This is a genomic window from Micromonospora sonneratiae (assembly GCF_042679305.1).
In the GTDB taxonomy this organism is placed as follows: Bacteria; Actinomycetota; Actinomycetes; order Mycobacteriales; family Micromonosporaceae; genus Micromonospora_H; species Micromonospora_H sonneratiae.
The window spans coordinates 1-22,857 of record NZ_JBHTMP010000012.1; the positions used below are offsets into that span (position 1 = coordinate 1).

At 66.1% G+C, this 22,857-nt stretch carries 13 protein-coding genes and 2 pseudogenes; 12 read left to right on the forward strand and 3 right to left on the reverse strand.

Annotated features, from left to right (window positions below):
• From ACFQ4H_RS10040 to ACFQ4H_RS10060, 5 genes and pseudogenes are all read left to right on the forward strand, one after another.
• Positions 1 to 139 (forward strand): annotated as a pseudogene (locus ACFQ4H_RS10040) (ribokinase); the annotation flags it as partial.
• Positions 136 to 2,118 (forward strand): SUMF1/EgtB/PvdO family nonheme iron enzyme, encoded by a 1,983-nt coding sequence (locus ACFQ4H_RS10045; RefSeq protein WP_377569493.1) that lies wholly within the window; start codon positions 136 to 138, stop codon positions 2,116 to 2,118. The pseudogene ACFQ4H_RS10040 and the gene ACFQ4H_RS10045, both read left to right, overlap by 4 nt.
• The gene (locus tag ACFQ4H_RS10050) at positions 2,115 to 3,416 is read left to right on the forward strand and encodes a CaiB/BaiF CoA transferase family protein (protein WP_377569495.1); all 1,302 of its coding nucleotides are present in this window, start codon (positions 2,115 to 2,117) and stop codon (positions 3,414 to 3,416) included. Before ACFQ4H_RS10045 ends, ACFQ4H_RS10050 begins: the two co-directional genes overlap by 4 nt.
• Positions 3,416 to 4,315 (forward strand): HpcH/HpaI aldolase/citrate lyase family protein, encoded by a 900-nt coding sequence (locus ACFQ4H_RS10055; RefSeq protein WP_377569497.1) that lies wholly within the window; start codon positions 3,416 to 3,418, stop codon positions 4,313 to 4,315. Before ACFQ4H_RS10050 ends, ACFQ4H_RS10055 begins: the two co-directional genes overlap by 1 nt.
• A 78-nt stretch (positions 4,316 to 4,393) precedes the next feature.
• Positions 4,394 to 4,759 (forward strand): YybH family protein, encoded by a 366-nt coding sequence (locus ACFQ4H_RS10060; protein ID WP_377569499.1) that lies wholly within the window; start codon positions 4,394 to 4,396, stop codon positions 4,757 to 4,759.
• Here ACFQ4H_RS10060 and ACFQ4H_RS10065 read toward each other — a convergent pair.
• Both ACFQ4H_RS10065 and ACFQ4H_RS10070 read right to left on the reverse strand, forming a co-directional pair.
• Entirely contained in the window at positions 4,756 to 5,997 is a 1,242-nt protein-coding gene (locus ACFQ4H_RS10065; RefSeq protein WP_377569501.1) for a WD40 repeat domain-containing protein, read from the reverse strand. The two genes, ACFQ4H_RS10060 and ACFQ4H_RS10065, sit on opposite strands and share 4 nt — an antisense overlap.
• Before the next feature lie 44 nt (positions 5,998 to 6,041).
• Positions 6,042 to 6,227, reverse strand: a complete 186-nt coding sequence (locus ACFQ4H_RS10070) for a DUF1737 domain-containing protein (RefSeq protein WP_377569502.1) — start codon at positions 6,225 to 6,227, stop codon at positions 6,042 to 6,044.
• Positions 6,228 to 6,528: 301 nt separating this feature from the next.
• Here ACFQ4H_RS10070 and ACFQ4H_RS10075 point away from each other — a divergent pair, with 301 nt between their 5' ends.
• A complete protein-coding gene (locus ACFQ4H_RS10075) occupies positions 6,529 to 6,999 on the forward strand; it encodes a hypothetical protein (RefSeq protein WP_377569504.1) in 471 nt (156 codons plus the stop codon).
• 139 nt (positions 7,000 to 7,138) lie between these two features.
• A complete protein-coding gene (locus tag ACFQ4H_RS10080; RefSeq protein ID WP_377569505.1) occupies positions 7,139 to 7,627 on the forward strand; it encodes an OsmC family protein in 489 nt (162 codons plus the stop codon).
• A gap of 140 nt (positions 7,628 to 7,767) precedes the next feature.
• On the opposite strand, the gene ACFQ4H_RS10085 is transcribed toward ACFQ4H_RS10080, so the two are convergent.
• Entirely contained in the window at positions 7,768 to 12,168 is a 4,401-nt protein-coding gene (locus tag ACFQ4H_RS10085; RefSeq protein ID WP_377569507.1) for a LamG-like jellyroll fold domain-containing protein, read from the reverse strand.
• 2,389 nt (positions 12,169 to 14,557) lie between these two features.
• Between ACFQ4H_RS10085 and ACFQ4H_RS10090 the strand changes: the two genes are divergently transcribed.
• The 5 genes and pseudogenes from ACFQ4H_RS10090 to ACFQ4H_RS10110 all read left to right on the forward strand — a co-directional run bounded on the left by ACFQ4H_RS10090 (position 14,558) and on the right by ACFQ4H_RS10110 (position 22,657).
• Positions 14,558 to 19,237 carry a polymorphic toxin-type HINT domain-containing protein gene (locus ACFQ4H_RS10090; RefSeq protein ID WP_377569509.1) on the forward strand — a complete coding sequence of 1,560 codons (4,680 nt, stop codon included), beginning with the start codon at positions 14,558 to 14,560 and terminating at the stop codon, positions 19,235 to 19,237.
• 444 nt (positions 19,238 to 19,681) lie between these two features.
• Positions 19,682 to 20,029: pseudogene (locus ACFQ4H_RS10095) on the forward strand (transposase family protein); the annotation flags it as partial.
• Between the two features lie 195 nt (positions 20,030 to 20,224).
• Positions 20,225 to 21,145 carry a helix-turn-helix domain-containing protein gene (locus ACFQ4H_RS10100; protein ID WP_377569513.1) on the forward strand — a complete coding sequence of 307 codons (921 nt, stop codon included), beginning with the start codon at positions 20,225 to 20,227 and terminating at the stop codon, positions 21,143 to 21,145.
• A 12-nt stretch (positions 21,146 to 21,157) separates the two neighbouring features.
• Positions 21,158 to 21,391, forward strand: a complete 234-nt coding sequence (locus ACFQ4H_RS10105) for a DUF397 domain-containing protein (RefSeq protein WP_377569515.1) — start codon at positions 21,158 to 21,160, stop codon at positions 21,389 to 21,391.
• 642 nt (positions 21,392 to 22,033) lie between these two features.
• On the forward strand, positions 22,034 to 22,657 hold the full coding sequence (locus ACFQ4H_RS10110) for a hypothetical protein (RefSeq protein ID WP_377569517.1): 624 nt from the start codon (positions 22,034 to 22,036) through the stop codon (positions 22,655 to 22,657).
• Positions 22,658 to 22,857: the final 200 nt, after the last annotated feature.

A 22,857-nucleotide genomic window follows, 5' to 3' on the forward strand; every position in this document is an offset into this window, starting at 1 on the left:
GGATCCGGTGGTCGACGCGCTGCGCTGGGCGAGTGCGGCCGGGGCGGCCTGCGCCCGCCGGCCGGGCGCGTCCACCGCCATCCCGACCCGGGACGAGATCGACGAGTTGTCCGCCACGACCTACGGAGCGGCACGGTGAACCTGGATCCGAACTTCAACCCGTACGTGCCCCGGCCGATCGACCTGCCGACCGGGGTGCCGTTGGCCCCGGACGCCGACCTGTCCGTGCTGGACGAGGTGAAGATCTTCGCCGCCCCGGAAGATCCGGCGCAGTGGCCCGCGTGGCGGGACCGGATCACCGCGTGGCGTACCGACGCCCGCGCCCGGATCGGCTACGACGGCAGCCACTACGACGAGATCGCCGGCGACTGTTTCAGCGTCTGCCTGGCCTGGCTGTGGGACGAGAAACTGTACGACCACGAGCGGGGCGTCTTCACCGTCGAGGAGTTCCTCGCCGAGGCGGAACGCGACTTCGGTGGTTTCGACGGGGTGGTGCTCTGGCACGCGTACCCGGTGATCGGGCTGGACGACCGTAACCAGTTCGACTACTACCGGCAGGTGCCGGAACTGCCCGCCGTGGTCGCGGCCTTCCAGGACCGGGGCGTACGCGTCTTCGTCGACTACAACCCGTGGGACACCGGTACCCGGCGGGAACCGCGTACCGACGCCGAGGCGGTCGCCGAACTGGCCGGTCGGCTCGGTGTGGACGGTGTCTTCCTGGACACCCTCAAGGAGGGCGCGGGCGAGCTGCGCAAGGCGCTCGACGCGGTACGGCCGGGGATGGTGCTGGAGGGTGAGTCCCGGGTGCCGCTGGCCCGCATCGCCGACCACGGCATGTCCTGGGCGCAGTGGTTCGCCGACTCGACGGTTCCCGGGGTGCTGCGGGCCAAGTGGTTCGAACGGCGGCACATGCTGCACCACACCCGGCGGTGGAACCGTAGCCACCTGGACGAGCTGCACTCCGCCTGGCTCAACGGCGTCGGCATGCTGGTCTGGGAGAGCGTCTTCGGCGTGTGGGTCGGCTGGAACGACCGGGACCGGGCTGTGCTGCGGGCGATGCGCCGGGTGCAGGCCAGCCACGCCGACTGGCTCCGCTCCGAGGACTGGGTGCCGCTGGCCGACCACCCGGGCGCGGACACGCCGGTCCACGCCTCCCGCTGGACGTACCAGGGTCAACCACTGTGGACGGTCGTCAACCGGGGCACGGCCTACGACGGCCCCTGGCTGGTCACCGATGCCCGCCCCGGCCACCGGTTCGTCGACCTGATCACCGGTGCCGAGCTCACCATGACAGCGCTGGCCGACGGCCGGGTGGCGGTCGGTGGCGCACTCCCGGCCGGTGGCATCGCCGCAGTGCTGGCGACGACCGGGCCGACGGTGGATCGGCACGAACCGGCGACCGGTGACCCGAGCTTCCCGGCCCGGGAGGCGGTCCGGACACCCGTGCCGGTCGTGCCCCGGACCGACGTACCGGAAGGGATGGTGGCGGTCGACGGCGGGCGACGGGACCTGGTGGTGCGCTACCGGGTACGGGAGACCGGCCTGTACGGGGAAGCGCCGTACGTGGACGAGTGGAAGCCGCTGCCGCCCCGGCTGCACGGCACCGGCACCCGGCACCGGACCGTGTCGCTCGGCCGGTTCGCCATCGACACCCACGAGGTGACCAACGCCCAGTTCGCGGCGTTCCTGGCCGCCACCGGACACCGGCCGGTACGCCCCGAGCGGTTCACCGGCGGGCAGGGGCCGGCCGACGCGCCGGTCACGTACGTCGAGTTGGCCGACGCGCGGGCGTACGCCGCCTGGGCCGGGCTGCGGCTGCCCACCGAGGACGAGTGGCAGGTCGCCGCCGAGGCGGGACTGATCCAGCGGCGTGACCCGCTGGTGTGGAACCTGACCGAGAGCGAGCACAGCGACGGACGTACCCGGTTCGTGATCCTCAAGGGTGGCATGGACTACCGGGCCGACGGCTCGGACTGGTACTTCGACGGCGGCCCACAGCCGCCGGAGGTCAGCACGAAACTGCTGCTGCTCGGTGCGGGACTGACCCGTTCCCCCTCGATCGGCTTCCGCTGCGCGGCCGACCTTTCCGCCCTCGATTCGGAGGTGGGACCAGCATGATCGCCCCGTTCGCCGATTCCGGCGACACCGCCCCGAGCGTCGGCGACACCGCCCCGAGCGTCGGCGACACCGCCCCGAGCGTCGGCGCCGCCGGCCTGAGCGCCGGCTCCGGCCCTGGCCCGCTGCACGGGGTCAGGGTGGTCGAGTTGGCCACCCTCTTCGCCGGCCCGCTGGCAGCCGCGTTCCTCGGTGACTTCGGGGCCGACGTGGTCAAGGTCGAGCACCCGGCCAAGCCGGACCCGTCCCGGGGACACGGCCCCGCAAAGGACGGGATCGGGCTTTGGTGGAAGGTACTCGGCCGCAACAAGCGCACCGTCACCGCCAACCTCTCCGATCCGGCGGGCGCGGAGCTGCTACACCGGCTGATCGCCGACGCCGACGTGCTGGTGGAGAACTTTCGACCGGGCACCCTGGAACGTTGGGGGATCGGCCCGGCGGAGTTGCACGCCGTCAACCCCCGGCTGGTGATCGCCCGGATCAGCGGCTTCGGCCAGGTCGGGCCGTACGCCCGCCGGCCCGGGTTCGGCACGCTGGCCGAGGCGATGAGCGGCTTCGCCGCCGCCACCGGTGAGCCGGACGGTCCGCCCACGCTGCCACCGTTCGGGCTGGCCGACTCGGTGACCGCGTTGGCCACCGCGTACGCGGTCATGCTGGCCCTGCGTGGTCGGGACCTGACCGGGGTGGGGCAGGTGGTCGACCTGGCCATCATCGAGCCGATCATGGCCATGCTCGGCCCGCAGATCACCTGGTACGACCAGCTCGGCTACGTCCAGCCCCGACTGGGTAACCGGTCGAACAACAACGCGCCGCGCAACGCGTACCGGTGTGCCGACGGGCGCTGGGTGGCGGTCTCCACCAGTGCGCAGAGCATCGCCGAACGGGTGCTGCGGCTGGTCGGCCGCCCCGAACTGATCGACGAACCGTGGTTCGCCACCGGCAGCGGCCGGGCCGCACACGCCGACGTACTCGACGCGGCGGTGGGGGCCTGGGTGGCGAAGCGGGACCGGGACGAGGTGGTGGCCGCGTTCGAGGAGGCGCAGGCGGCGGTCGCGCCGGTCTACGACGTACGGGACATCCTGGCCGACCCGCAGTACGCGGCGCTGGAGACCGCCGTCACCGTCCCGGACGAGGAACTCGGCGAGGTACGGATGCAGAACGTGCCGTTCCGGATGTCGGCGACGCCGGGGCGGATCCGGCATGCGGGTCGCCGGCACGGCCAAGACACCGAGGCGGTGCTGACCGAACTCGGCCTGACCGCCGACGAGATCACCGCCCTGCGTGACCGGGGCGTCATCTGATGACCGAAGTCCCGCCCGGCGTGGCTGCGGTCGTCCCGCCGACCGTTTCGTTGACCTGGCTCTACGTGCCCGGTGACCGGCCGGACCGGTTCGCCAAGGCGGTCGACTCCGGGGCCGACGTGGTCATCCTCGACCTGGAGGACGCGGTGGCGGCCGGTCGCAAGGCGTACGCCCGCGACGCCGTCGCCGAGTTCGTCTCGTCGGCGCACCGGGTGCCGGTGCAGGTACGCGTCAACGAGCTGACCGGCCCGGACCTGCCGGCCGACCTTGCGGCGGTGGCCGGTCGACCCGGCGTGGCCGGGCTGCGCCTGCCCAAGGTGGAGTCCCCGGTCGACGTGGTGACGGTGGCCGGCGAGTTGCCCGGCACCCCACTGCATCCGCTGATCGAGTCGGCGGTCGGGCTGGAGGCGGCGTACGGGATAGCCAGCGCGCACCCGACGGTGGCCTCGCTCGGGCTGGGCGAGGCGGACCTGCGCTCCGATCTCGGGGTGACCGGCGAGGACGGCCTGCTCTGGGCACGTGGCCGGGTCGTGGTGGCGGCCCGCGCCGCCGCCCTGCCGCCGCCGGCCATGTCGGTGTACGCCAACGTCACCGACCTCGACGGGCTGGCCGCCTCCTGCCGGGCCGGTCGCCGGCTCGGCTTCATCGGCCGGGCCGCCATCCACCCCCGTCAACTCCCGGTGATCGCCGAAGCCTTCCGACCGTCACCGGATGAGGTCGACCGGGCCCGGGAACTGCTGGCCGCCGTCGCCGAGGCCCAGGTCCGTGACTCGGGCACCGTGGTACTCCCCGACGGCCGGTTCGCCGACCGGGCGATGGTGGCCGCCGCCCGACGTACCGTCTCCCTCAGCCTCGCCCCATCATCCCCGTCATCAGGGGGCGGCGGATGTCGTACCTGAGTGGAACGATCCCGTGGGCGGATCCGGAGGCTCGGTCCTGCCGGCCGCCCGGTCGATCGGGACGAACAGGAGACATCTGTGGCGAACAGTGACGGGGTGCACGAGCGGGCAGCGGTACCCGAGGACCTGAGTCGGTTCTTCGTCGAGCGGGCCAACGCGGGGAACGTCGACGGACTGGTGGCGCTCTACACGCCGGACGCGGTGTTGGCCGGCCCGGGCGGACAGGTCGCCACCGGCAGCGAGGAGATCCGTCAGGTGTACGAGCGTCTGCTTGCTGACCGCCCCAAGTTCACACCCGGGCAGCAGCGGCCAGCGTTGCGGAACGGCGACCTGGCGCTCACCTCGACCCGACTGGTTGACGGCGGCGCCACCGCCGAGGTGGCCCGCCGCCAGCCCGACGGCACCTGGTTGTGGGTGCTCGACGAGCCCAACGTTCTCGCCTAGCGGGCAGCGGGTCCGGGAGCGTACGGGTTCCGGACGACATGGACGGACAGCCGGCCGGTGTTGCCGCCAGCGGCGATGAATTGTCCGTCGGCGGAGAAGACGACCCGTCGGGTGTCCCCGGTCGCCGATGGCGGCAGCTGGCCGGGCAGAAGTTCCTGGGTGGCGGCATTCCGCAGTTCGATGCCACCGCGTTTCCCGATCGCCAACAGGGTCCCGTCCGGTGAGTAGGTCCACGAATAGCAGGTGCCCCACCGGTCGGTGCGGTACGGATCGTGGATCGCCCAGGCCAACACACCCGATTCGACGGACATCGCCCCGGGTCCTTCGGCGTATCCGGCGTCGGCAACGACGAACCGTTCCGTCGGATCGAAGCCGATGTTGTCCAGGCCGAGACCGCTGGCACTACGGTCGAAGGCGAATGGAAAGCGTCCGCTCCACAGCTTCTCTCCGGTGTCGACCTGCCAGATCTCGGTTTCGAGTTGCTGGTAGCCGAGTACCAGTAGCCGTCCGGACCGGGACAGTGCGCCCGCCTGGCACTCCGGCCGGCCCTGCGTCGGCACCTCCAGCAGGGGATTGCCTGCGGCGTCGAGCACCCGGACGACATCTTCCGCGTCGAAGGCCAGCAGCCGCTTCCTGGCTCGGTCCCAGGACGGCTGTACGCGGAACGGGTTGAACCGCGTGCTCCTGTGCTGCTGGTAGGAGGCGATGACCCGGCTGGCTCCGGTGTCCAGGTCGAGGTGCCGGGTCTCCCCGTCGACGGTGAAGACGAGGCCCTGGCCATCGCCGTCGAAGAGCACCGTATGGATGAACGACTGTTCGCTGGTGGCCGGCTCGGTGTGGATTAGTCGCCGCTGCCCGGTCCAGACGTCGATCAGGTGGATCTCGGCGCCGTACCCCTGGTGGAGCACCGTGCCGACGGCCAGTGTGTGGCCGTCGGGGTGCAGGTCGAACGCATCGGAGGCGTAGCGGTTCGGCACTGCGCACTGCATGACGATCTCGCCGGTGGCGACCTCGTCAGGTTCGCGCAGGAGCACGAATCCCTCCTGCATCCGGCGTGCGGATTCCCGCTCCAGCGCCACGCGTGCGTTGGACTCCGAGGCGTACGTCTTTCCGCTGTGCCGGGGTTTGCCGCTGCCGGCCCAGCTGGCCCGGTCGAACCTCGTCCCATCCACCGACAGCCGTACGTACCTCGGCTTGGGCGGGTCCGGGTGCACCAGTGTGATCTCGTCCTGTAGCACCCGGGCAAGCTAGCCGAGACGTCGGACAGAAATGGGGGCGACCGTCACTCCTCGGGCAGGACCACCGCCTGGGCGGCTATCACCCGTTCCCCGTCGAAGGTCAGTGCCGGGGATCCGTACAACTGGTAGCCATCGGCGAGAGCCTGGCTCACCCGTTGACAGAAGGCCGCGTCGTCCGGGCCGGTCAGCAGGCGGTAGCGCAGCCGCTGTTGCGGATTCTCGTCGGTCACGACCCGACGGTATCCCTCGGTGCACCGCCGGCCCAACCCTTGGTTGATGGTGCACTGGAGAATCGGGGGCCAGGCCCGCCGTACGACCCCGGTCATTCGGCGCTCTCGTCCGGGCAGGACTCCCCGATAGGTCGATGCCGATCGAATATATGATCGTGCCCCTCTGCGGACCTCCGGATCACCCTCGGTCTGCGGAAGACCGGGTTAGAAGTCCGGCTGCCCGGACCCGGGCGGCAGGCTGAGGCTGATCCCGGCGGGAGATCGGTTCAACGAACTGGAGTTTGAGGTGCGACGTTTTTTGATGGCTGCCACGACCGTTGTGGCGCTGACCCTGGGGGTTGCTGGTTGTGGCACTGACGAGGAGAAGCCAGCCGACTCACCGGCTGCCGCTCCGACGACAGCAGCAGCAGCGGCTACGCCAGATGTGAAGGCCGCGACGACGGCTGCCTGCACGGAGGCGGTGCCCCTGGGTGAGACCACTGCTGCCGCCTTCAAGGCTGAGTTCAGCAAGATCCTTGAGGTGGCGATGACTGGCGACGAGGCGAAGGCCAACAAGATGGAGGCTGACCTCCGGGCCAAGCTCAAGGCTTGGTCGGACAAGCTGACGGCGCTGGCCGCTGGGTCGATCGAGCCTGAGGTGAAGGCTGCGTTCACCGCGGGGGCGGCGGAGATCGTGGCGCTCAACAGCCCGGATGACAACACGCCGGTTAACACCGTGACCAAGAAGTTCGCCGACATCGCGCAGAAGGTCAAGACGGCCTGCGCTGCCTGACAGCGATACCCGTAGGGCGAGGCAGCCCACCCCTGGTACGGCCGACTGTGATCGGTCGTACCGGGGGTGGCACGTGGCCTGCGGCTTGTCGTACGGCTGGGACAGAATGACCGGGGACGGCGAGCGAAGGAGTCGGTCGATGCCGAGGACGCACAGCTACGAGTTGACCGTGGACTGGACCGGGGCCGGGGACGCCGGCACCATCAACTACCGCGCCTACGGTCGGGACCACGAGATCAGCGCGCCGGGGCTGCCGCCGATTCCGGGCACCGCCGACCCGATGTTCCGGGGTGATCCGACCCGGTGGAATCCGGAACAGTTGCTCGTCGCCTCGCTGTCGCAGTGCCACCTGCTGTCGTACCTGAGCCTCTGTGCCCGGGGCGGCGTGGTGGTGACCGGTTATGTCGACAACCCGGTCGGCACGATGGAAGAGACCCCGGACGGTGGTGGACACTTCACCGAGGTCGTACTGCGTCCGCAGGTTACCGTCGCAGCCGAGGACCAGGTGGAGAAGGCGACCGCGCTGCACGAGACCGCACACCAGCTCTGTTTCATCGCCAACTCGGTCAGTTTCCCGGTACGCAACGAGCCGGTCATTCTGGTCGCGACCACAGAAGCCGCTGATTGAGTACGTCGGGGCCGTCACGGTATCTCGCTGTGCCGTCCGGTCGGCCGCAAGGGCTTGCGAGGCTGGTAGAAGGTCTCCGAGAGGTCCCAGATGACGAAGGTCGGGCCGGGATGGTTGTCCGGCCCGACCTTCTAACCAGATCAACTTCCGTTCATGATTACTCTGATCTTTGCGGGGTCGAGGATGGTGCCGGAAAAGACCTGCACGTCGTCGATGACACCTGCGAAGAAGCTGCCCTGGGTGTCCATGTACTTGTATCTGCCGATGCTGACGGGGCCGGTGGCGACGATGCCGGCTGGTACAACCTTGGCTCCCTCAAGGTTCCCGTTTACGAAGAGCATCATCTGCGACGTGCCCGCATCCCAGGAGCCGCAGACGTGCGTCCAGGTGTCGGCGGCAACCACCGTGGTGGACTCGACTGAGCTGTAGACGTTGTCGGCGTATGAGATGTCGAACTCCCATTTGTTGCTTGGACTGGTGCGCAGCCAGAAGCCGCTGGACCTGGTGCCCTCCTGGCTGACGACTGCGCGATAGGTGAGGTTGGCGACATTGTCGAGCTTTGCCCAGGCGCAGACCGTGTAGCCGGTTGTGGTGTTGATGGCGTTGGGTGCGGTTGCGTAGCTGCCCGTGCCGTTGAACGTTAGACCCTCGCCGTTCTTGCCGGGGGCGCCGGTGGTCGCGCCGACGAGTGTCAGGTTGCGGTTGTTGCCAGAGGCGTCAATGTTCGGTCCGCTGGCGGCGTCGAACTTCCAGTGGCCGGCGGGAGTGGTCTCGCGGGCGATTTGACCTGCTTCGGTGCCGTTGAGGGCGACGTCGTAGACCTGAACATCATCGATTCCGCCGGTCCACCAGTTTCCTGATGTCGCTGGTGCTGAGAACGCCTTTCCGATCTGGAATGGGCCGGTGCCGCTCCACGCGTCCGGACGGCTGCTTGCTCCACGCAAGACGCCGTTTACGTAGAGCTTGAGCTGTTGGGCGTCTGCGTCGTATACACCGACCAGGTGTGTCCATACCCCGAGCCGGGGAGCGATGGTGTCCTTGGCAGCCCAGTAGCTGACGGTTCCAGTGCTGTCGGCCGAGGGAACGACAAAGGCCCAGGAGTTGAAGGCCTTGCTGTATTGCAGGTAGAAGGCGGAGAGATGCTGGCCGTCCTGGCTGGCGATGGTCTGGTAGGTGGTGGTGTTGTCCAGCTTGACCCAGGCGGCCACTGAATAGCTACGACTTGTTTCGACAATCGAGCGTCCGGCGGTGGCGTAGTCGTTGGTGCCGTCGAATTGGAGGGCCTTGGTGCCAACGACATGACCGTTGTTGTTCCATGCTGGGCCCGAGAGAGAGGCCGGGTAGGAGTCGCCAGCATCGGCCAGGACGGTGCCGTTGCCCTCGTCGATCCGCCAATGAGCGGTCGCTGGACGGGCGGTGGTGGCAGTGGCGTTGCCCCGTATCGTGGCCTGCCCGAATCCGGTGCCGGTGTTGGGGAAGGTCCAGAGTTCCCGGTTTCCGGCCTGACAGCAGTCGACGATGGCAGCAAGGTCGATAGATCCGTTGCCGTCGAAGTCGCCGGTCGAGAATTGCACGGTTCGACGCCAGTCCCAGCCGTCACTGCTTCCGGTGTCGCTGTCCCACCAGGTCGTTGGGGTTGCGAAGGTACTGCCGGCTGCTGTGAGGACCTTGATGGTGGTCTTGGCGCCGTGGTTGTACATAGCGATGATGTCGTCGGCAGCGGTGCCGTCGAGGTTTGCTACGGCGTACTTGGCGGCGGACCCGACGTATGCCTCGGGGTCAGTGTCCGTGTCGCTGTCCCACCACTGACTACCGGCGTCGAACGTGCTTCCGGTGGAGGTGTGGACCCGGAGGGTGGTGCGTGTTCCCGTGCTGTCCTGGGCCACGGCGATGTCGGTCTTGCCGTCTCCGTTGAAGTCTCCGGCGAGTGTCCTGGTGTTGGACCAGGTGTAGGTGCCGGCTGGTTGTGCGTACCAGGTGGCTGCGGGGCTGAACGAGGTGCCGGTAGAGGTGTAGACATATGTGGTCCAGCCACCGGCGCGGTCGTTGACGATTGCGGCGGCGTCGTCGATACCGTCTCCGTTGAAGTCTCCGGCGAGTACCCGGGCGTCGCCGAGCAGCCAGGTCCCAGCAGCGAGCTCCGGCCAGTCGGCCCGGAACTGATTGGTGTCGGAGCGCAGGTTGAACAGTCGTACCTGCCCGTCTCGGTCCTGGCGGAACATCGCCGTGTCGGTGCGTCCATCGTTGTCGAAGTCACCGGTTACGGTCTTGATGCTGCCTGCGGCGTGTCGACCGTTGATGCCACTGTCCCAGTTGATGACGGGCGCATGGAAGGCGCTGGTTGAGGACAGGAACGTCCAGGCAGCGGTACGCCCATCGCCCATGTCCAGTACGGCAGTGACGTCCGCTTTTCCGTCACCGTTGACGTCACCCTGCATGTTGGCGACGGTATTCGCGGAGACAGAAGCAGTAAGAGTACGCGGTCCAGTGACCTCAGCCCGTTCGTTGCCTGCCTTGTCGACGGCCTTGACCCAGAGGTTCGCCGTAGGGGGCCTCGGACGGCTCGGATTGGTCCAGAGGGTAATTGGGACGGTGGCATTGCCGGTGTCGTCAGCAGGCACCCATAGGCTGACGGTGTCGTCGAAGCCGTACCGGTAGCCGGCAATGTCGTCATCGCCAACGGCGGGATTGATCGTGACAGTGCCAATGGTTCCCGCAGCGATCCCCTCGGCACCGTCCGGGTAGTCAGTGGAGGAGATTGTTGGGGTGCCGGGGTCGGTGGCGTCGATGATGAAGTGGCATTTGCCGGTGTACGGACCGTAGGCGCCACCGGTGTCACGGGCGCGTGCCTGGTAGTAGTAGTTGGTGTTCAGTCCAAGGGCGGTGCTGGGCAGGGTGGGCCAGGTGATGACTCCTCCGGCGGGGATGGTGGCGGAGACCACCGGGCCGTATACGACGCTGTCGTCTGCGGTCTTTCGGATTTCGAGATAGCCGGTGAGGTTGTTGGCGTCGGCATCGGAGAGCCCAGCGGTGAAGGTCGGTGTCTTCATGCTCTCGGGCAGCCGGGCGGGATTTGTCACACTGCCGCAGGGGGTTGGCGGATAGGTGGTCAACTCGGTCGGCACGCCGGGGGCGGTGTTCCACTCCACAGTCAGCTTCGCAGTCTGCGGGTGGAACTTCTTCCACTGCTGCGTGGTGCCCTCGTCAGGTGCCCGAAGCCCGAAGGTGAGCTGGTTGCTGGTTCCACCGGCAGCGGCTGATACGGCATTGGTCAAGGCTGTGCTGGCGAAGTCCATGGGCATGTCGGGCTCTCCGCACGATGACCCGTTGGCATGGCCGGATGCCGTTGCCAGCTTGGTTCGCCACTTGTTGGTGTCAGTTACCGAGTTCTTCCAGGTCACGGAGGCCGACCGGGAAATGTTGTCGGTGTGGTAAAGATCGACTGGCGTGCTGGTCGTGCACTGGTAGGAATGGTTGAGCGTGATTGCGAAGGTCGCCTTCGTGACGATCTTTCCGCGGATGGCAGCGATGCTGAACAGGAAGTACGACCGGTAGGTCACTCCTTCGCCTAGGCCCACCTTGGCGCCGTCGTCGCGGTCGTAGTTCCAGTACGACTGGGTTGGGTAGTTCTTGGATATGTGGGTCCAGTCGTACGAGGCGATCGGTGTTGAGCTCGGGTCGAGATACAAGGGCCATTGGACATCCGGGTTCGAGAGCAGTGCTTGGTCCGGGATGACTGTCATAGCCCCCGGGGAAAGCTGAACGTCCATCGGGGCTATGTACTTCGGCTGGGGATCTTCACGGGTCAGGCCCTCGATGCGCTCAAGCTTTGTGAGCGTCGGGGCCACCGGGGTGTCCCACATGAGGGGGGTGTCTGTGGCGAAGACACCGGTGCCAGAGCTGTCGACCGCGTTGACTCCGCCATCAGGGCGAGCCGAGAGTGTGAGACCGGTGGTGGTTACCCCGAACGTGATGGAGTTCAGCGCTGGATTGGCGGCGGCGGCGGGAGTCTTTACGACCAGCCGCTCGTGATATCCCCCCGCTGGGTCGGCGATCACCTGCAGGTCCACGTCCGGCAGCACATTGGCGTAGATGGCGGTGCTGCCGAGGAGGCTTGGGGTGGGAAGGGGGGTCGGCCACGTCAATGACAGGCTCTTACTGCCCTTGCTCACCGTGACCAGTGGTCCGCTTCCGCCTGCAGATATCTTCAGCTCGCCCGGGGTTGCGATCGGGCTGATGGTGCCATCAGGGTTGACTTGTAGCGTGGGGTCGATGTCGACCCAGGTTTCGCCCTTTCTGACATGGATGGGTTGTGCGAAGTTCTCTGTGGAGAACGTTCCGGTCGGGTTCGCGAACAGCCTGCTGTCCTCGGTTCTCTTCTGAAGCACCTCCACCGGTTGACCGGTGCGGATTGCCTCGGCGGTGGCATCGGCGAGGATGGTTATCTCATCGCGCCGGTCCTCTTCGCCAGCGGGTGGTGGCGTGGCCGCTGCCGGTATGGATTGGGGGAGCGAACCAAGCGCTCCAACCGCGAGAGCCAAGGCGAGACCAGCTGCGCCGACGCGTCGGCGGTGCTGGCGTAAGTGCCTTGGAGGGGGCAGGGGGACGGACACGAGGGGTGCCTCCACAGTACGAGGGAACAGGGCGGACAGCGGATCGTATGGATGCGTGTGCCCTCAGTCAAGATCTTGAAATCGAAGATCTTGTCCCTGACGATGATTGTCCCGTCACCCTGCTCGACCACCCCGGTCCGTCTTCTGTGGAGGCACGATGCCGACCCGGCATACTCGCCGTTCACCTCGCTGGTCCGTACGCCAGTGGGTGCCAGCCCGGCTCCGGCGGGCCCGTGCGCTGTCACTCCTGATGGTGATCACGCTGACCACCCTGGGCCTGGGGCAACTACCGGCATCTGCCGCTGACCTGCACAGGCCATCACGGTCGGCACCGAAGGAGCCGTCGGTGTCGGGGACGAAGATGAAACTCCGGGCGGCACCGCCCAACCCTGCGGAGCAGGCTGCCGTACGCGGAGTGCGTGAGGTTGTGTGGCCTGCGGCGTCCTCCAACGACGTGGACCTGGCAGCGCAGCAATCGGCTCGGTCCGGTGTGGGACGGGTGCGTGCTGGGGATTCGCCGGTGTCGGTGGGGGTGGCTACCCGACGGGACGCCCGACTGACGGATGACGTCGCAGAACCTCGCCGGGTGCGGGTACAGGTCCTTGACCGCGCGGCGACGGCGAGGGCCAAGTCGGACGGGCTGCTGTTACGGGTGCAGCGCACCGATGCCGGTCGGTCGAGCGACCGGGTGTCGTTGCAGGTCGACTACAAGTCCTTTGGGCATGCCTACGGGGGAGATTGGGCTGCTCGCCTGCGTCTGGTGGAGTTGCCTGACTGTGCGTTGACCACGCCGGACCGCACTGAATGCCAGGGCCGCCCGGTTCCGACCAGTAACGACACCGTGGCTGGTCGGCTGGTCGCGGACGTTGACGTGAAGACGGACAGCGCGACCACCTACGCGGTGACTGCCGCCGCCTCTGGTGCATCAGGGTCGTACGCGGCGACGCCGTTGTCGCCCTCGGCGACCTGGTCACATGGCGGTTCGTCTGGAGACTTCAGTTGGTCGTACCCGTTGCGGGTGCCGCCGGCCTTGAACGGACCGGCACCCCAGATCGGCCTCTCCTATTCGTCGGGCTCGGTCGATGGCCGAACGGTGACTACCAACAACCAGCCGTCCTGGATCGGTGAAGGCTTCGAATTCTGGCCCGGTCTGGTGGAGCGTAGGTACAAGCCGTGTGCCATGGACACGGAGCCCAAGAACGGCCAAGCAGCCAACAATGTCAGTCGCCCGACTGGCGACCAGTGCTGGGCCACGGACAACGCCACCATCTCGCTCAACGGCAAGGGGTCCGAGCTGGTGCCGGTCGACGCGGCCGGCACGACCTGGCGGATGAAGAACGACGACGGCACCCGCGTTCAGCGGCTCTTTGATACTGGTCGTGGCAACGGTGACGCCGACGGGGAGTACTGGGTCGCGACCACCCCGGATGGCACCCAATACCACTTCGGATACCACAAACTGCCCGGATTCACCGGCGCTGCGGGGCAGGAGACCACGAACTCGGCCTGGACCATGCCGGTCTATGGCAACCATCCGGGCGAGAACGGCTACAAGGCCGGCGACTTCGCAGGTTCGGAGCGTGCCCAGGGCTGGCGGTGGAACCTTGACTACGTCGTGGACGTACACGGCAACACCATGTCCTACTTCTACGGCACCGAAACCAACCGCTATGCCCGCAACGCCGACGTCAACGACGCCGCTGTCTACACACGGGGCGGCTACCTGAAGCGTATCGACTATGGGCAGCGGGACAACGAGATCTATACGGCGAAGCCCGTAGGCCAGGTCGTCTTCGAAGCGGCGGACCGGTGCAAGGAGGGCACCGTCTGCGACTTCGATCATCCGGACAGTTGGCCGGACACCCCGGTAGACCAGAACTGCGCAGCCGCGCCCTGTAACGATGGATTCTCCCCGACCTTCTGGACCCAGAAGAGACTGGCGAAGATCACCACGAAGGTGTGGGACGGCTCCTCTGCGTACCGGTTGGTCGACTCCTGGACGCTGAAGCACCTCTACGCCGACCCGGGCGACTTCACCAGGGCCGGGCTGTGGCTCGACTCGATCTCCCACACCGGGCACGTCGCGCCAGCGGGCCAGGAGATCACCCTCCCCGACGTCAAGTTCACCGGCGAGGCGTTCAACAACCGGGTCGACTCGGCAGCCTCCGACCACGTCGCACCGCACAACTGGTGGCGCATCACGGCGGTCCAGTCCGAGAACGGCGGCCGGATCGCAGTGACCTACGAGACGCCCGACTGCTTCGCCCCGGGTGGCCTACCTGCGAGCCCCGCCACCAACACCAAGCGGTGTCAGCCGGTGCGCTGGTCGCCCGACCCCTCACTCAGCGAGCGGCTTGACTGGTTCCACAAGTATGTCGTGAAGTCGATCACGCAGTCCGACGATCTGGCTGGGACCACACCGATAGAGACGCACTACGAGTACCTGGGCGGCGGGGCCTGGCGTTACGACGAGGTCGACGGGATGACTCCCGAGGACCAGAAGACCTGGAGTCAGTGGCGTGGCTATGGCCGGGTCAAGACCCGTACGGGTAACCAGATCGAAGGCCAGATGGTCAACGAGGTCCGGTACTTCCGGGGCATGGACGGCGACCGCACCGCCAGCGGCGGCCAGAAGGATGTGTGGGTCACCGACTCCCGAGGCGTCGGCTTCGAGGCGGAGGACCACGACCGGCTCGCCGGCACGGTCCGGGAGACCATCGCCTGGCTCGCTGACGAGACCTCGATGCTGTCTCGGAGCATCGACGATCCATGGATTTCCGAGCCGACCGCCACCTCGGTCAAGCCGTGGGGCACCACCAGGGCGACGCTGGTCGACACCCTCCGGTCGCACAAGCGTGCTGCGGTGGAGGGCGGCTGGCGGGACAGCCTGACTGAGAAGACCATCGAGGCCGACGGCACCGTCACCGCAGTCAGTTCGAAGCCGGATGTGGATAAACCCGAGTTCGACACCTGTACTCGGTACGAGTTCGTCTCGAACACCACCAAGCACCTGATCGACCTGCCGAAGCGGGTGGAGACCGTCGCCAAGGCGTGTGACGCAACGCCGGCCCGACCCGCCGATGTCATCTCTGATGCTCTCAGCTTCTACGACGGCAACGCGACGCACGGTGCGGAGCCCACGAAGGGGCTGGTCACCCGTGTCGACGAGTTCTCGGGCTGGGACACCGCCCAGAACAGGGCCACGTACCAGACCATGTCGCTGGCGAAGTACGACGACCCCCACGGCCGGCTGACCGAATCCGTTGACGTCAAGGGCGGGGTTTCCAGGACCGTATACACCCCGGCGACAGGCGGTCCGGTCACCAGCGTCAAGACCATCAACCCGCTGCTACACGAGTCGGTCTCGTACGTTGAACCGGCGTTCGGCGCGCAGACCGCGACAGTCGACGCGAATGGCCTCCGGACCGACATACAACTTGATGCGCTCGGCCGACTGTCGAAGGTATGGGGGCCGGGGCGTACAAAGGGCACGGACACTCCGGATGCCGAGTTCGCCTACCTGATCGCCAACAACGGCGCGGACGTGATCACAACCAAGCGGTTGCAGCCCACCGGCGGCTACCAGACGAAGTACGAGTTGTACGACGGTTTCGGTCGGCTGCGCCAGAGCCAGATCCCAGCCGTGGGCGGTGGCCGTGCCGTCTCCGACATGATCTACGACTCCCGTGGTCTGCTGGTCAAGAAGAACGGCCCCTACTTCAACGCGTCACCGCCCGGCTTTGAGGTGCTGGTGGTGGCCGACAATGCGATCGCCTCCCAGGCACGCACGATCTACGACCTAGCCGGCCGACCGACCAACGAAATCGCCTTCGCCAACGGGGCCGAGAAGTGGCGGACGATCATTCACCACACCGGCATCGACCGCGTCGATGTGGATCCCCCGACCGGCGGTACCGCCACCACGACGATCACCGATGCCCGCGGCAACAAGATCAAGCTGCGTCAGTACAAGGGCTCCTCGCCAACCAGTAGCTACGACGAAACCACCTACAGCTACAACAACAAGGGGCAACTGACCACCGTCACCGACGCCGCCCCGAACGGCGGGAACAAGTGGCAGTACTTCTATGACGTCCGTGGCCGCGTTGAGCGGACCGTAGACCCGGACCGGGGCACGACCCTGTTCACCTACAACCTGGCGGGTGAACAGGAAACGGTCACGGCCCAGGACGGCAAGAAACTGGCCTACGCGTACGACGCGCTCGGCCGCAGCATCGCCCTCCACGACGACTCCCTCAGTGGTACGAAGCGTGCGGAGTGGGTGTACGACACCCTCCACAAGGGGATGCCGACTTCGTCGACCCGGTATGTGGATGGCAACGCCTGGACCACTCGGGTGGTGGGCTACGACAACGTGACGGGCCAACCTACCGGCTCGGAGATTTCGGTGCCGGCGTCGGAGGGGGTGCTGGCCGGCACCTACCGCTTCGATGTGACATACATGCCGGACGGCAGCCCAGCGACGACGAAGATGCCGGCAGCAGGTGGGCTGGCCGAGGAAACCCTGACCTACGGCTACAACACCTACGGGCTGCCGACGACCCTCGCCGGCAGCACAACCAGCGGAACGACCAGCTACGTCGACCTCACGGAGTACACATCCTACGCTGAGCCATCCCTGATCGGCCTGGGTAGTGGAGCGAAATGGGTCGACCAAGAGTTCTTCTACGAGGTCGGCACCCGGCGGCTACAGGGCAGCCGAGTCGCTACCGGTGCCAGTGGTTCCGGCTATATCACCAACAGCTCGTATACCTACGACGCCGTCGGTAACGTCACCGCGATCTCGGAAGTACCTACAGGTGTAACCGCGGACAAGCAGTGTTTCCGCTATGACTACCTGACTCGGCTTTCCCAGGCCTGGACACCGGGCGACGGGAACTGTGGACCGGACCCGACGGTGAACGGGTTGGGTGGTCCGGCGAAGTACTGGCACTCGTGGACCTACGACGAGACCGGCAACCGCACATCTCAGACTGTCCATGCTGCTGGTGGTGACACCACCTCCACCTACAGCTACCCGGCCCCAGGTCAGCCGCAGCCGCACACGATGACCCAGGTGCAGATCACTGACCCGGCTGGGACGAAGACGGTCACCTACGGGTACGACGCGGTCGGCAACACCACCAGCCGGCCCGGGACTGGGGCCGAGCGCCAGACGTTGACCTGGGATGCCGAGGGCCGCCTGGCACAGGTCGTTGAGGGTGGCCAGGTCAGTACCTTCGTCTACGACGCCGACGGTAACCGGATCGCCAAGCGGGACGCTTCCGGTACGACGGTCTACCTGCCGGGTATGGAACTCAACTCGGTTGGTGGGGCGACGAAGACGGCGATCCGTTACTACAGCCACGGTGGACAGACCGTTGCGGTGCGGACGGACGACAACAAGCTGACCTGGCTGTTCGCCGACCACCACGGTACGAACTCGGTGGCTGTCGACGCGGTGTCCCAGGCGGTGCAGCGCCGCTACTCGACTCCGTTCGGCGGTGACCGGGGAGACGTACCGCCGCCGGCGTGGCCGGATGACAAGGGCTTTGTTGGTGGGGTCAAGGATGACACCGGGCTGACGCATCTGGGGGCTCGTGAGTACGACCCACAGACAGGACGTTTCATTTCGGTTGACCCGATCATTGATCCGTCCGATCCGCAGCAGATGCACGGGTACGCCTATGCGGGTAATGCGCCGACCAGTTATGTCGATGCTTCCGGCTTACGCGATGTCTGCGGTACCGGGTCGAATGATTTCACATGTGGTGATACTTCCACTGATGAGACAATGGGCTCGAGGCCGGATACTCCCGCTAAAACACCCCAAGAAATCATCGACGATGCCAAAGCTGAGAAGGAGCGGGCAGAGGCTGTCAAGAAGAAGTCGTTGCTTGATGTGATTATCGAGCAGGGGCTGGCCTTCCTGCTCGACTTCTTCGGGATTACCGACATCATCAACTGCTTCACCAAGGGCGACCTCGGTGCGTGCGTGAGCACGTTGGTCAACATGATCCCGTGGGGGAAGATCTTCAAAGCGGCAAAGTCAATTATCAAGGGAGTGAAGCAGGCCTTCACTGCCTACAAGTCATGGCAGAAAGCGATCAGGCTCGCCGACGAGGCCATCGCACGCGCCGACGAGGCCATCGCCATGGCCAAGCAAAAGGCCGACGAGATCGCCGCCGCCCTGGCGAGCAAGCAGGCCGACGCTGCAGCGGACGCTGCCGATTCCTGCCTCAACAACAGCTTCGTGCCAGGCACCTTAGTGCTGATGGCAGATGGCAGCACGAAACCGATCGAGGATGTCCGGGTCGGAGACGAGGTCATCGCCACCGACCCCGAGACTGGTGAGTCTGGTCCCCGGGTCGTGACCAGGGAGATCACTGGTTCTGGTGACAAGACGCTTGTCGAGATCAACATTGACGTCGACGGCGACGAAGGCGACGCCACCAACACGATTACCGCAACCGACGGTCACCCGTTCTGGGTAACCGACCCCGGCCGTTGGACCAACGCCGCGGCCCTTCGCCCCGGCGACACCCTACTCACCCCAGGCGGCTCCCGCGTACGCGTCATCGACATCGTCGCCTACAACGCCGTCGCCACTGTCCACAACCTCACCGTCGACGACATCCACACGTTCTATGTCATCGCTGGTGATACGCCTGTACTCGCACATAACATCAGCGGGGCGTGCGTCGTGCATGGCCCTACAGCACTTCCGGGCCGCGACCCCGCTGATTGTAATTGCGCTTCAGGTGGTGCGGGTTCACAAGGAAATGGTTTGGATGAGGGGGCTCCGGAAGCTGCGGATCGGCGGATTAGTCATGCGGATGAGGTGTCGCATCAGCGTACGAGAAGCGAATCAGTTGTCCGTGGGGCCAAACAGCAAGTGGATGCTGTAAAAGCCGGGGGTGATCCAATCATTGGTGGGGTTATAGCGGTTGTGGGGGCGTGGGCGCAATGGAAAGCTAAGCGTAGCCGTAGAAGTTGAGCGCCTCGTGGAGTTGAGAGTGTAGAGCGAAGGGGGATCATGTGAACAAAATAGGAGCGACCGCACTGGTGGTGGGTGGTGTCATTCTGGTTGGCGCTGCAATTGCTGTGGCTATCTCGATCCTTCGGAGAAGGTATTCCGAGCATCCCAAGAATGAGGTGATAGAGGCTCGTTCAGTGATCCGGAAAATGGCGAGTGATAGAAATAAGAGGAGTAGAGGGTCTATCCGGGGCAAGGGTGGTGGAGGTGATAACAACACTGCTTATGATGCAGCGTACGGATCGGATACCAGTAGTGGTGCGTGACGCTGTGGCCGTCGTGTATCGAGCATCAGAATGCTTGCCTGGCGGGTCGGCTGGTATGGGTCAATGTTGCGTTGGCAAAACGTCTAGTGCCGCGTGATCCTGATCGGTTTGCTTGGCGTTGTTCACCCCGAGTTTCTTGATGCTGGTCTGGACGAGTTGGACCTTGGCGACTCGGCTGCTGGGTCTGGACGGCCTGGCGGTGGAGCGGGTCGAGTTGGACGCCGAGGGCTGCCCGGTGGTGGACCTGTTCACCGGTGATGAGCAGGCCCGGTGCTGCCCGGGGTGTGGGCAGCGGGCGGTTCGGGTGAAGCAGTGGGCCACGACTCGGCTGCGGGATCTGCCGGTGGGTGGCCGACCAGTGCGGCTGCGCTGGCGGAAGCGACGCTGGTACTGCCCGACGGCTGCCTGTCCGCGCATGTCGTTCACTGAGCAGGTCGCGCAGGTCCCGGCGCGTGCCCGGCTGACCCGGCGTCTGCGGGAGATGGCAGCACGAAGCCGATTGGAGATGTGCGTGGTCGGAGACGAGGGCAGCGCTATCGACCCTGAGAGGGCGTCGATGATCAGGTCGGTGCGCATGTGGTCGGCGATCGCCCGGCCCGCCAGCCCACGATCAACACCCGCGCCACCCCTCTAGGGTCCGATGTGGGACTCTGGCAAGGTCTGCTCCGCAGAGGAGGTGCGCATGCCATCAGACGAGCTGGTCCTGGAGCCGGCACCCGTAAGTCCACTCGCCGCGCGGATAGTGCTGGCCAGAGACCTGCGGCGCCTGCGAGAGGAACACGGCCTTACCCAGGAAGAGCTGGCCGCCCTGGTCGGGAGGGACCGCGTCGCAATCAATCGGGCAGAGCAGTACAAGATCGGAGTCAGCGCTGGCCTGGTCGTGGATATATTGGAAGCGCTCAAGATCAGCCCGGAATCAGCTCTGTACACAAATCTGGTCGGCGTAGCACGATGCGCCGATCGGCCAGGATGGTGGCAACGTCGCACGTACGCGGGCATGGGTCCCGCCCAGGTCACCGCCGCCCGTCTCGAACAGGGCGCAGAGATGTGCGAGTACAACCCGCACGTCCTGACTGGACTCTTGCAGACCGAGGAGTACGCCCGATTTCGCGTACTTGCGACGTCGGATTCAGCATCGGCCTCGATAGAACCAGTGGTCCGTGGACGACTACGTCGACAAGAGGTCCTGCGTGGTCCACACCCGGCCCGGCTTGTAGTGGTTGTCGAGGAGGCTGCCATCTACGACCGAGTGGTCGACACCAGGGTCGCGCTCGGTCAGCTACACCACCTGGTTGACGCCATCAGTCACCAGTCCAACATCGACCTACGCGTGCTGCCAGTCCGAGCCCGGCTTGCCGATGGACCCGCCCCACGAAGCCCGTTTACTATTTACCGTTACAAGGATCTTGACCTGCGGGTTATCGTCGTGGACACGGTTTACAAGGACTATGTCGTCCCGGACGACGGCGATGCGGGACAAGCCGAGGTGAGGGACTACATACAGCTGTTCGACCGGCTGCTCAACGCGGCACACGGCCCGAACGAGAGCCTGCAGCTTCTTCAATCGGCGATCAAAACCCTGACCGCTGAGCTCAATTCTTGAGAGGAGCCAAAGATGATCTACGGCCATGTAAACAGAACCGATCCGCGTTTTACGGGCAACTGGGGCAAGTCGAGCCGAAGTGACGGCAACAACGCCTGCGTGGAGTACCAGCACTCGGAGAAGTACGGACTGATCGGCGTGTGCGATAGCAAGGCCGGCGAGAACGGTCCCGTGCTCGTCTTTTCGGAGGCCGACTTCTCCGAGTTTCTCAACGCACTCCGGATTGGGTACATCGGGCGCCTCTGACCCATACCAACCGGCGAACAGGAGGCCCACCGCTGCGGCGGTGGGCCTCCTGTCTGTAAACAACCGGTCACAGGCATCCTTGTGATCTTGCACTGTTCAGGTTCACACTGGACACAGCACGACACAGCACAGTCCAAATCTGTACAGTGCACCGGAGGGTGGCGTGGTCCCCGAAACGGAGATCGTCCCTGGCCATGGCCGGATGCGCACCGATGACCCGGCACGCGCAGCGCTCGCCGACCGCTATTGGTCGCACCACGTACCGGCTCGGCGGGCGCTTGGCGTGTGGGTGTTCCACCCGTACAACGAACGCCGGTGTCAGGCATGCCACGAATCATGGCCGTGCGCACCACGAGTGTGGGCTCAGCAGGTTCGAGATGAGCGATTGAGGTGGCCTGTTGCCGGCCGCCCGTCGACGATCACGACCGTCCCTGGTCGGTCACCCGTGCCAGGGGCCGCGAAACACGACTGCCTTCCCGGTGTCGCCGACGGGGCGGCAGCGGCACGCGGCAGTGTTTCGCAGGCGGTAGCCGGATCCGGCAAACCGGCACCGCCGAATGTCACCGGGGAGGCGGGCCAAGAAGAGCAGCCTCCCCGGTGACCCGCCGAGGTAATCCAGCAGCGATGGACTTGGAGGTACGTGTGACGAACAACGGTTCGCCGTATTGGGAGCGGGAACGTCGGGAAGAGACGCGGTCCGAGCCGACCGGCCAGAGTGCACCGTCTGAGTCGTACGCTGACTTGTTCGCGGTGCTCGACCGGGCCGACGTGTCCGAGGGGGTGCGGGCGGCGCTGGCTCACGCGCTCAATCCGCCGCCCACTCCGATCGAGCCGATCGAGCCGGTCGAGCCGGCCGACTACGCCGACATCCTGGTCGATCGGATGGTGACGGGTCGGGAGAGCCGGCCCAAGCTGCTGGCTGGCAACAACGACGCGCGCAGCCGATACACCCTGCACCTGACCTTCCCCGCCACCAGCCTCTCGGCGGCCCGGAGTCGGGCTGCCGCCTATGCCGGGGCGCTGGGCGCGCTCCGGCCCGAGCTGAGCTTCTGGCCCGCTCTGCTCTCCCGGGCCGACCAGTGGAACCACATCGAACCGATCACCTGCGGCACACTCGGACCGGAGAACGAGACCTGCGCCCGTACCACCGATCATCTGGGCTGCCACCGGGACACCGCCGGTGGCCTGTGCTGGGGCGATGACGAGTCGACCGGTGACTGGCCCGGTGACGAGGACCGCCACGACGACACCACGGATCGACGGTGAGTACGGCCAGGGCGGGTGCTATCCCGCCGTACCCCCGGGTCCTGCCCAACCCGTCTGTCAGCTTCTGAAGGCTGGCATTCCAGCCAGCGATGTCCTCAACCGCCACGACCTCGACCGTGCCAGCCGGTCGGTCAAGCCATCCGGTTCAGGATCTCGAAATGTAGTACCGGCAACCGAACCTCTCAGACTGTCCATGCTGC